This window comes from Streptomyces sp. NPDC056361 (genome assembly GCF_042262805.1).
Classification (GTDB): Bacteria; Actinomycetota; Actinomycetes; order Streptomycetales; family Streptomycetaceae; genus Streptomyces.
This window is the reverse complement of sequence record NZ_JBHJQI010000019.1, coordinates 76116-85388: the sequence shown is the minus strand read 5'-3', so window position 1 is coordinate 85388 and position 9273 is coordinate 76116. Positions and strand designations below refer to the sequence as shown.

Here is a 9273-nt window from a genome sequence, read left to right as displayed (position 1 = left end):
CAGGACCGACTCCGTGCTCGGCTCACCTCCGCTCGCGCGGAGAGCACGCCAGGCCGCCGCCGATGTAGACGTAGGACTTCGGCTCACCTCCGCTCGCGCGGAGAGCACGTCACCCCGCGGGAGGGGCGAGTGGACGAGGAAGACTCTCTGGTCACGACCGGCGAAAACGGCTGGGGAGAGGCGATCCTGAGGGCCGTCTTCACCCAGTCCCAGGTGGGACTCCACGTGCTGGACCGGGACCTGCGCGTGATCAAGGTGAACGAGGTCGCCGCCGGGGTGCGCGGCAACCCGGTCGAACGGATCATCGGGCGTCCGGCGGCCGAGGCGTACGCCGTCTTCGGGGTCGCGTACGACGAGACCGTGCTCCGCGACGTCCTCGCCACCGGCCGTCCGGCGGCCCTCCACCTGCTCACCGGAGGGCCGGTCGGCGAAGCCCACCGGCGTTCCGTCTTCTCCGTCTCCGTCCACCGCCTGGAGAACGGAGACGGACACGCGCTCGGCCTGGTCATCACGAGCACCGACGTCACCGAACGCGAACGCGCCCGCGCCCGGCTCGGCCTGCTGCACGACGCGCACGAGCGGATAGGCACCGGCCTCGACGTGGAGCGCACCGCCCGCGAGCTGGTCCAGGTGACCCTGCCCGGGTTCGCGGACTCCGTGGTCGTCGCCCTCACCGACGCCGTCCTGAGGGGGAAGGACCCCGCCCTGGAGTCCGCCGACGCGGCCCCGCTGCTCCGCTGCGCCGCCGCCGGCCGGACGGCGGCGGGCCCGCCCGTACCGGACGTCGGCCCGGTCCTGCTGCCGGGCATCTTCGGCGACACGCTGCCGGAGGCGGCGACCCTGCTGCCCGTCGCGGCGACGGACGGCGGCCGCCCGGGGGCCGTTCTCGTGGCACCGCTGAAAGCGCACGGGCAGGTGCTCGGCGCCGTCGCCTTCCACCGCGCCGACACGGCCGAACCGTACGGCCCCGACGACGTCGCGCTCGCCGACGCCATCGCGGCCCGCACGGCGACCTGCCTGGAGAACGCGCTCCGCTTCACCCGCGAGCACATCGTGATGTACGCGCTGCAGGGCTGGCCGCTGCGCCAGCACGAGGCCACCCAGCGCGCCGTCGACGTCGCCCAGCGGCACCGCCCCGGCGGCACCGGCGCCGGATCCTGGTACGACGTGATCCCGCTGCCCGGAGCGCGGGTGGCCCTGGTGGTGGGGCAGGTCGAGAACCCGGGACTGAGCGCGGTCGCCACCATGAGCCGGCTGCGCACCGCCGTCCACAGCCTGAGCACCCTCGACCTGGACCCGCACGAGCTCCTGGCCCGACTGCACACCACCACGCGCCGGCTCTCCGGCGAGCAGGGCGACGCCCCCGGAGCCGACGAGCCGACCGCGAACTGCACGATCGCCGTGTACGACCCCGCCGTCGGCCGCCTCGACGTCGCCCGCGCGGGCACCTCCCTCTTCGCCGTCGTGCGGCCCGACGGGTCGGTCGACGACCGACCCGTGGAGGACGGACCCCTCCTCGGCGCCGAGGGCCCGCCGTTCGCCTGCGCGACCTTGACGCTCCCCGAGGGCAGCACGCTCTGCCTGGCCTCCGCACCAGCGCCCGGCGACGACGGAGTTCGGGCGGCCGGCATCATGGCCGCGCTCTCCCGGCCCGACCGCGACCCGGAGGCGATGGCCGACGACGTGGAACGCCTCCTCGCCCCCGACCGCGTGCTCCTGCTCGCCCGCACCCGCCGACTGTCCTCGGACGAACTGGTCGCGTGGGACATCCCCTTCGACTTCGAGGCGGTCGGCACCGCCCGGAACCTCGTCGAGGACCGCATCGCCGTGTGGGACCTCCCGCTCGACCCCTTCGCGGTGACGCTCGTCGCCAGCGAACTCGTCACCAACGCCATCCGCTACGGCGAGGCCCCGGTCACCCTCCGCCTGCTGAGGCACGGCACCGGAGTCATCTGCGAGGTGAGCGACGCCGGCCAGGCCGCCCCGCACCTGCGCCACGCCAAAGCCGTCGACGAGGGCGGTCGCGGGCTCCTCATCTGCGCCTCCATCGCCGACGACTGGGGCGTGCGCTACACCGACGACCGCAAGACCGTCTGGGCGGAGATCGGCACGAAGGGGCCCGCGAGGCGCTGACGAGGACCCCTCACGAGAACCGCCGACGCCGGACGGCACCCCACCGGTGCCCGGCCGGACGGCCGGGCGGGCGTGGGATCCGTGACGTCGGCCATGGTTCGCGGTGATCCGCCGCGGGGATCGGCGGCCTCAACTATGTTACTCGCGTGGACCAGTTGATCACCGAAGATCCGACGCGCATCGGCCCGTACCGTCTCATCGCCCGCCTGGGCGAGGGAGGGATGGGGCTGGTGTACCTCGGGCGGTCGGAAGCCGGCCGGACGGTCGCGGTGAAGGTGGTGCAGGCCGAGCACGCCCAACACCCCGAATTCCGGCAGCGGTTCGCCCGCGAGGTCGCGGCCGCCCGGCGGGTGGGCGGCGACTGGACGGCCGCCGTCCTCGACGCCGACACCGAGGCGCCGGTGCCCTGGGTGGCGACCCAGTACATCCCCGGACCCGATCTGACGACCGTCGTCGCCCGGGACTTCGGGCCGCTGCCCGAGCACTCGGTCCGCACCCTCGCCCACCGCCTCGCCGCGGCCCTCCGGTCCGTGCACGGCGCGGGCCTCATCCACCGCGACCTGAAGCCGTCCAACGTGCTGGTGACCGTGGACGGACCGCGCGTCATCGACTTCGGCATCGCCCGCGCGATGGACGGCCTGGGCGGGGACAGCCTGCGCACCCGCACCGGGATGCTGATCGGCTCGCCCGGCTTCATGTCGCCGGAGCAGGTGCGCGGTCTCGAACTCACCCCGGCCAGCGACGTGTTCTGCCTGGGAGCCGTCCTCGTCTACGCCGCCACCGGCCGGCTCCTCTTCGGCGCCACGGACACCGGTCTTCACGCGCACCTGTTCCGGATCGCCGAGGACGAGCCCGACCTCACCGGCGTGCCGGACTCGCTCCTCGACCTCGTCCGCGAGTGCCTGGACAAGGACCCGGCGCGGCGGCCCACCCCCGCCGACGTCGCCGCGCGTACGCTCACCGACCGGGCCGAGGAATGGCTCCCCGGCTCCGTCCTCGCCCAACTCGGCCGTCACGCGGCGAAGTTGCTCGACTTCGCGCCCGAGACCCGGGTCACGCAGTCGGCGGACCCGCGGATCCCGTCCCAGGCCCAGTCGGTCCCCCAATCCGTCCCGCAGCCTCCCGCGTATCCGCCGACGACGCCGGTCGACCACCGGCCGCCGCCTGGATTCGGGCCGGCCGGCGGCCCGGTGCCGGGCGGCTGGTCCCCTCTCGCGGTCCCGCCCGAGGCGCCGGGCGCCTCCCCGAAGCGGTGGCGGGGACTCGTCGCGGCCCTGCTGGCGCAGCTCCTGGTGGCGATCGGCTCGGCGGCGGCGTACGTGGCACTGCCGTCCGCGACGAGGGATCTCGGCGTCGGCGCCGACGACCTGCGGACGATGCTCGCCGCCCAGGGGCTGGCCTTCGGGGCGCTGCTGCTGCTCGGGGGGCACGTCACCGACCTCCTCGGCCGCAAGAGGACGCTGATCGTCGGCCTGTCGGGGTGCGCCGTGGCCACCGCCGTCGGCGGCGCGGCGCCCGCCACCGCGCTGTTCGTCGCGGCGCAGATCCTCCAGGGCGTGAGCGCCGCGCTGGCCTCCAGCGCCGCACTCGCCCTGGTCGTCGGCGGCTTCGGCGACCCGAAGGAACGCGGCAGGGCCTTCGGGCTCTACGCGGCGCTGGCGGGCGGCGGTCTCGCGATCGGCGACTACACGGGCGGCTGGCTGGAGGAGAACTTCGGCTGGCGCTGGTGCTTCTACGTCATCGTGCCGCTCGCCGCCCTGGCCGTCGCCGTGGCGGGCAGCCTCTCCGACGACCGGTGGGCCCGCGCCTCCGTCCGCTTCGACGTGCCGGGCACACTCCTGGGCACCGCCGGCCTCGCCGCCCTCGGCTTCGGCCTCATGGCGGGCGAAGGGTCGTCCGGCTCGGGCACGGAGGGCTGGACCGAGCCGCTGACCCTGCTCCTGCTCGTGGCCGGCGCGGTCCTGCTCGCGGTCTTCGCCCGGTGGCAGACCCGGTCGAGCGATCCGCTCGTCCCGCCGCAGGTGTTCCAGGACCGGAGCCGCCTCTACTCCCTGCTCGCCCTGCTCCTCGTGGGCACGGGCTCCTCGGCCGTGTTCCTGGTCCTGTACCGCTTCCTGAGCGGCGCCTTCTACTACCTGCCGGCCGACATCGGCATGGCGCTGCTGCCCATGGCGGCCGCCGTCCTGATCGTCTCCACCCAGGTCTCCGCCCGCCTCCAGCACCGGATCGCGCCCGGCCTCCTGATCGGGCCCGGGCTGCTCCTCGCTGCGGTCGGCACGGCCCTGCTGACCCGGCTGGACGTGGACGGCTCGTACTCCGGCCTGGTCCTGCCCCCGCTCCTCCTCATCGGCACCGGCCTCGGCCTCGCGCTCTCCCCCCTCATCGCCACCGCGACCGGCACGGCCTTCGCCCGCAACCCCGGCGGAACCGCCGCGGTCGTCCTCACGGCCCAGAACCTCGGCGGGCTCCTCGCCACGCCGCTGGTCGGCGTCCTCCTCGCCGCGGTGATCTCCGACCGGCTGAGCGGCGTCTCGGGCATCCCGGAGGAGCTGCGGACGCCGCTCGAGAGCGGCGTCCTGCTCGACCCGTACGACTTCCCCGACTCCCTGATGGACCTCGCCACCAGCACCGAAGCGGCGGTCCTCGCCGGCTACTCCGTCACCCTGTGGTGCGCGGCCGCCCTCATGCTCCTCGCGGGCCTGGTCGGCGGCCTCCTGATCACGTCGAAGGAGCCCGGGCACTAGTACTACGGGTGTCCCTTCACGTGGTCTCGGCCGGTGCGCCGTCCGGTCGGGCGGACGGCTCCCTATGATGATCGCCGCCGGGGAGCACGTGAACGCGCGTGGATCGTCGACGGCGAAAGGCTCGGGGGGAGCGGACATGACCATGCGGGTGAACGGGGTGCCGTCCGGCGGACGGGTCGGGCGCGCTCTGACGGCGACGGGGGCGGCCCTGGTCGCCCTCGGCTGGCTCGCCACCGGGTGCGTGTTCTCCGGGGACGAGAACGAAGCCATGGGAGTTGCCTGGGACACCCCCGCGGACCGCAAGGCCGAACCGCACGGCACGGGGGCCTGGCTGTCCGGCGACTCGTTGGTCCGCAGCCGCTTCGACGCGGTGACCGGGTTCGACGCCGCCACCGGCGGGCGGAGGTGGGAGTACGTGCCGCCCGGCCGCTCGTCGGTCTGCCACGCCACGGCCGACACCGCCCGCTCGGTCCTGGTCCTGGTCCGCGACGGGGACGGCGCCTCCTCCTCGGCCAAGGACACGTCCTGCACCACCGCCGTCGGCATCGACATGAAGAACGGCCGCGAGCTCTGGCAGGCCCCGCTCAGCGAGCCCGAGCCGCTCCGTTTCCAGGACTCCTCGGTCTCCGCCGGCGGCGGCGTCGCCGTGCTCCTCCAGAAGGACCAGCTGAGCGCCGTGGACATACGCACCGGGAAGCACCGCTGGAAGGCGGCCCTGCCGAAGGACTGCGTCCCGGGCCGGACCGCGGCGGCCGAGCGCCAGGTCGCCGCCTTCCTCGCCTGCGGCGGCGACGACAACCTCTGGGACGAGAAGGTCGCGGAGGACGCCGAACTGCACACCGCCGCCTTCGACCCGGCCACCGGCGCGCTCAAGTGGTCCGCTCCGCTCGGGGGCCGGCGCGCCATCGGCTACGACGCCTCCGCGGCCTTCGTGTCGGCCGACCCGGTGGTCGTGGCCGCCTCGGAATCCGGCGACGGCGACCAGGGGGCGTACTTCTCCTTCGGCAGGGACGGCCGCCCGAACCCGCCGGTCGACTTCAACGGCCCGTACGGCGAGATCAAGTTCCACAGCCGGCTCATGGCGGCGGCGGACGACCGCAGGCTCTACGTGATGCCCGAACCCCCGACGAAGAGGTCCCGTGACAGCCGCTACCACCTGACCGCCTTCGACCTGGCCACCGGGGCCCCCGTCTGGGGCGGCACCCCCGGCGACGACCGCCTCCACGGCGACAGCGGGTACCGCCTCCTCGTCCGGGACGGGAGGCTCACCGTCCTGACCTCGCACCGCAAGAACCCCTACCGCGTCCGTGTCCTCGATCCGGCCACGGGCGAGCAGCGCGAGATCTACGACCTCCCGGACGGCATGGGCTCCGTGGACGCGATCTTCACGCACCGGGACCGGCTCGTCGTCGCCCGCTACGACGCCTACGCGACCGGGTCCCGGCCCTTCACGGCCTACGAACGTCGCTGAGGTCGGTCAGGCGAGGCCGTCCCAGCCCCAGCGCGGGGTGGGGCCGGGGTCGCCGAGGTCCGTTCCCCGGGGGGAGGCGGAGACGTCCTCGGCGATGCGCGTGCCCCAGTCGAAGTACTCGATCACGCGGCGGCGCAGCAGGGCGTCGTCCGGGAGTTCCTTCTCCACGGCCGTCGTCATCAACTCCATCCAGCGCAGGCGCTGTTCCTCCGTGATGCCGAGGCCGAGATGGGCGCGGAGGAGGGCCTGGTGTCCGCCGTGCTCCGCGGTGAACGCGGCGGGTCCCGAGAAGACCTCCGCCAGCCAGACGGCCACGTGCTCGACGTGGGTGGCGGTGAAGTCGGCGAAGACGGGTGCGAGGAGGGGGTCGGCCAGGACTCCTCGGTAGAACGTGTCGGAGAGCCGGCGCAGCGCGTCGGCTCCGCCGACGGCCTCGTACAGGGTGTTCGTGTGTTCGGCGCTCATGGAAGGCCTCCGGGATCCGGGATGTGTGCTCCCAGCCTCCCCACGACGCGGCCCGGATCCAAGGATGTTCGCTCTCGGCGGGGCGTGTCGTCGTGTGCGCATCAAGTCCCTTGTGAGTGAAGCCTGTTGACGAAAGGTCTGGACCAACCTACGGTCTGCTGGAACGCGCGCGAAGCCTAGGAACACCCCACGTCCTCAGGAGCACGCATGCCAGGCCATCGGATCACCCGCGCCCTCGGAGCGGGTCTCGGCACCCTTCTCGCCGCCGCCGCCCTCGTCGCCACCACCCTCGCCCCGACCCCCGCCGCCGCGGCACCCGCGGCGGACACCTGCGCCCTCAAGCAGAGGCCCGCCGGAAAGGTGCTCCAGGGGTACTGGGAGAACTGGGACGGCGCCGCCAACGGCGTCCATCCGCCCTTCGGCTGGGCGCCCATCGACGACCCGCGCTTCGCGGCCCACGGCTACAACGTCGTCAACGCCGCCTTTCCCGTGATCCGTTCGGACGGCACGGTGCTGTGGGAGGACGGCATGGACAGCACCGTCCGCGTCTCCACCCCGGCCGAGATGTGCCGCGCGAAGGCCGCCGGAGCCACCCTCCTGCTCTCGATCGGCGGTGCCGCCGCCGGAATCGACCTCAGCTCCCGCGCCGTCGCCGACCGCTTCGTCGAGACCGTCGTGCCGATCCTCAAGACGTACAACTTCGACGGCATCGACATCGACATCGAGACCGGCCTCGTCGGCAGCGGGTCCATCGGCACCCTCTCCACCTCGCAGGCCAACCTGGTGCGCATCATCGACGGAGTCCTCGCCCGCATGCCCGCCGGATTCGGACTGACCATGGCACCGGAGACCGCGTACGTCACCGGCGGCAGCGTCGCCTACGGGTCCATCTGGGGCGCGTACCTGCCCATCGTCAAGAAGTACGCGGACAACGGCCGCCTCTGGTGGCTCAACATGCAGTACTACAACGGCAGCATGTACGGCTGTTCCGGCGACTCCTACTCCGCCGGCACCGTCGCCGGGTTCGTCGCCCAGACCGACTGCCTCAACCGCGGACTCGTGATCCAGGGCACCACCATCCGCGTCCCGTACGACAAGCAGGTCCCCGGCCTCCCCGCCCAACCGGGCGCCGGCGGCGGGTACATGGCCCCGACGGCCGTGGCCCAGGCCTGGAACCACTACGGCGGTTCCCTCAAGGGCCTCATGACCTGGTCGGCTAACTGGGACGGTTCGAAGAACTGGACCTTCGGCAACAACGTCAAGGCCCTCCAGGGCCGGTAGCCGGCCCGGCACACGAGGACGCCCCCGCCACGGCGGGGGCGTCCCCTCACCGCGGCCACCCCTGGCGCCCCGCGCGGCGGGTGTGCTTTGCTGGCTCCATGACCTTGCTCGTGATGCGCCGCCACGTGGACTACGCGCGCGTCACGACCACGTCCTGTTCGGGCTGACACCGAAGCCCTCCCCGCCGGCGTCCCGCCGCGACCCCAGGGCCTTCGCGCACCCCTCGCGTACCGCTCGCGCCCCGAGCGCCACCCCGCGCGGCCCGCCCGGCTGTCCGTCCCTCCCTGCCCCGGTGATCCGCGGCGCGGGCCGCGCACCCGTGCCACGACCCGTCTCGCAGGAGGACACATGAGTGCCCCGACCGTCCCGTCCGCCACCACCACGCCCGACTTCACCGAGGAGTGGGAGGCGTGGCACCGCGCCAAGGACGCCCGGCTCGCCGCCGAGCACGGCTTCCTCGCCATCACCGGCCTGCACTGGCCCACCGCCGAGCCGCAGCGCTTCCCCGGCGCGCCCGGAGCCTGGTCGACCGGCCCCGGAGGCGTCACCGTCGCACTCGACGAGGGGACGGAACTCGTCGTCGACGGCACCCCGGTGCGGGGGCGGTACACCTTCGGCGCGATCCCCGAGCGCGGCGGCGTCGACGCCGTCTGGGGCGACGTCGTGATCGAGGTCGCCAAGCGCGGCGGCCACCACGTGGTGCGCCCGAGGGACCCCGGGCATCCGCTGCGCGTCGCCTTCGGGGGAACCCCCGCCTACGCGCCCGATCCGCGCTGGGTGGCCACCGGCCGGTACCTCCCCTTCCCCGAGCCGCGTCCGACCACCGTCGGCGCCTCCGTCGAGGGCCTGCGGCACGTCTACGACGCGCCGGGCCGGATCACCTTCCGCCTCGACGGCCGCGAGCTGAGCCTGACCGCCTTCAACGGGCACACCCCCGGCAGCCTCACCGTGCTCTTCACCGACACGACCTCGGGCGTCACCACGTACGCGGCCAACCGGGACCTCCGCGTCGACGCCCCCGGGCCCGACGGCACGGTGGTGCTCGACTTCAACCGCGCCACCAACCTCCCCTGCGCCTACACGGACTTCGCCACCTGCCCGCTGCCCCCGGCGGAGAACCGGCTCCCCGTCGCGATCGAGGCGGGCGAGAAGATCCCCCACGAGCGGCGCGCCTGACGG

6 protein-coding genes are annotated in these 9273 nt (G+C 73.8%); 5 read left to right on the top strand and 1 reads right to left on the bottom strand.

Going from position 1 to position 9273, the window contains the following annotated elements; translation table 11 throughout:
* Positions 1 to 129 precede the first annotated feature (129 nt).
* The 3 genes from ACFCY7_RS09145 to ACFCY7_RS09135 all read left to right on the top strand — a co-directional run bounded on the left by ACFCY7_RS09145 (position 130) and on the right by ACFCY7_RS09135 (position 6348).
* A complete protein-coding gene (locus ACFCY7_RS09145) occupies positions 130 to 2133 on the top strand; it encodes a SpoIIE family protein phosphatase (protein WP_376482765.1) in 2004 nt (667 codons plus the stop codon).
* Between the two features lie 146 nt (positions 2134 to 2279).
* Entirely contained in the window at positions 2280 to 4877 is a 2598-nt protein-coding gene (locus ACFCY7_RS09140) for a bifunctional serine/threonine protein kinase/MFS transporter (protein WP_376482764.1), read from the top strand.
* Between the two features lie 136 nt (positions 4878 to 5013).
* Positions 5014 to 6348 (top strand): PQQ-binding-like beta-propeller repeat protein, encoded by a 1335-nt coding sequence (locus tag ACFCY7_RS09135; protein WP_376482762.1) that lies wholly within the window; start codon positions 5014 to 5016, stop codon positions 6346 to 6348.
* Between the two features lie 6 nt (positions 6349 to 6354).
* On the opposite strand, the gene ACFCY7_RS09130 is transcribed toward ACFCY7_RS09135, so the two are convergent.
* Positions 6355 to 6813, bottom strand: a complete 459-nt coding sequence (locus ACFCY7_RS09130; RefSeq protein WP_376482761.1) for a group II truncated hemoglobin — start codon at positions 6811 to 6813, stop codon at positions 6355 to 6357.
* Positions 6814 to 7020: 207 nt separating this feature from the next.
* Here ACFCY7_RS09130 and ACFCY7_RS09125 point away from each other — a divergent pair, with 207 nt between their 5' ends.
* Together ACFCY7_RS09125 and ACFCY7_RS09120 are read left to right on the top strand one after the other, a co-directional pair.
* The gene (locus ACFCY7_RS09125; protein ID WP_376482759.1) at positions 7021 to 8094 is read left to right on the top strand and encodes a chitinase; all 1074 of its coding nucleotides are present in this window, start codon (positions 7021 to 7023) and stop codon (positions 8092 to 8094) included.
* 348 nt (positions 8095 to 8442) lie between these two features.
* Positions 8443 to 9270: a DUF1684 domain-containing protein gene (locus ACFCY7_RS09120; protein ID WP_376482757.1), complete on the top strand. Its 828-nt coding sequence runs from the start codon at positions 8443 to 8445 to the stop codon at positions 9268 to 9270.
* The last annotated feature ends 3 nt before the right edge of the window (positions 9271 to 9273 follow it).

Coding starts and splice junctions, on each gene's coding strand:
- ACFCY7_RS09135 (WP_376482762.1), top strand. CDS start 5,014: ATGACCATGCGGGTGAACGGGGTGCCGTCCGGCGGACGGGTCGGGCGC.
- ACFCY7_RS09130 (WP_376482761.1), bottom strand. CDS start 6,813: ATGAGCGCCGAACACACGAACACCCTGTACGAGGCCGTCGGCGGAGCC.
- ACFCY7_RS09125 (WP_376482759.1), top strand. CDS start 7,021: ATGCCAGGCCATCGGATCACCCGCGCCCTCGGAGCGGGTCTCGGCACC.
- ACFCY7_RS09120 (WP_376482757.1), top strand. CDS start 8,443: ATGAGTGCCCCGACCGTCCCGTCCGCCACCACCACGCCCGACTTCACC.